At 60.8% G+C, this 1487-nt stretch carries 1 pseudogene; it reads left to right on the forward strand.

Going from position 1 to position 1487, the window contains the following annotated elements:
* Positions 1 to 105 precede the first annotated feature (105 nt).
* Positions 106 to 1487 (forward strand): annotated as a pseudogene (locus CPT76_RS01270) (adenine deaminase C-terminal domain-containing protein); the annotation flags it as partial.

The raw sequence follows: 1487 nt of genomic DNA on the forward strand, positions 1-1487 counted from the left end.
CGGCCTGAGGGCGAAGATACGTTCCAGGCCAAGCAGGTCATTAACGCGGAGGGACTCTATATGGTCCCCGGCTTCATCGACATCCATCTGCACATCGAAAGCACGATGGTGACGCCTGAATCCTTCTCGGCGGGTCTCCTGCGAAACGGCGTCACCACGATCGTACCCGAGCCGCATGAGATGGCCAACGTGTTCGGCCTCGACGGCGTTCTTGAGATGATCAAGGCGAGCCGGAACTGTCCGGTGGACATGTTCTATGCCATTCCAAGCTCGGTTCCGTCCACCTCGATGGAAACGACGGGCGGATCGATCGAGATCGAGGACATGGATGCCCTCCTGTCCACGGGCGATGTCATCTGCCTCGGCGAGATCATGAACTACGTCGATATCATTACCGATCCGGACTGCAAAACGAACCGCATCCTGGAGCATATCCGCTCGCATTATCCTGAGCTCGTCATTGAAGGCCATGTGCCGAAGCTGCTGGATCTGGACCTGCAGCGCGTTATTTACGCCGGCGTCAACTCAGACCATACGCATCAGACACTGCAAGGTCTGGAGGAGCGGATTGCGGCCGGCATGTTCATTGAAATCCAGGAGAAGTCGATGACGCCGGAAGTAATGGACTACCTGATCCGCCACGACGTTTCCGAGCATTTCTGCTTCGTGACCGATGACGTCATGGCGGACTCGTTCCGTGCCCGCGGCCATCTGAACCAGATCGTCCGCAAGGCCATCGGCATGGGGATGTCTCCGGAGCGGGCGATCTACGCCGCGACCTTCTCCCCGTCCCGCCGCATGCGGATGTACGATCGGGGCTCCATCGCACCGGGCAAAATCGCCGACTTCCAGCTGATCTCGGATTTGTCCGAGCTGAAGCTGGAGTCGGTGTACAAAAACGGTGCGGAAATGTACTCCGCCGCCAAGGCCTTTGAGCCGCAGTCGAGCGGCTACCGGTTCCCGGAGCACTTCTACCACAGCGTCCAGCTGGACGAGCTGAGCACCGCCGATTTTGAAGCGGCGGCCGGCGTAGAGGACGGCACTTACCGGTGCCGGGTGATGACGATCCAGGACGGCTCGACCTTCACCAAGGAGAGCCAGGTGGACGTGCCGGCCGCGAATGGCCGGCTGCTGTGGGAGGACAGCGGCTGCGGCATGATCGCCACATTCGAACGGTACGGCAAAGGACGCCAAAAAGCGTTCGGCTTTATCGCCGGCGATACGATCCAGCGCGGCGCCGTGGCGACGACCTACTCCCACGACAACCACAACCTGCTGGTGATCGGCCACAACGTCGAGGACATGGTCCTCGCCGCAAACACCGTCATCCGCCAGCAGGGCGCTTCTGCGTCACCCTGGACGGCGAGATTAAAGCCAACATGCACCTGCCGGTCGGCGGCATCCTTACCGAGGATCCGCTTGATCTGGCCGCCGAGTCCGTCCAGCAGGTGCGCGAGGCGATGGAAGAGCTCGGGTACAAGCACTAC

This window comes from Paenibacillus sp. AR247, from assembly GCF_002968895.1.
Classification (GTDB): Bacteria; Bacillota; Bacilli; order Paenibacillales; family Paenibacillaceae; genus Paenibacillus_AQ; species Paenibacillus_AQ favisporus.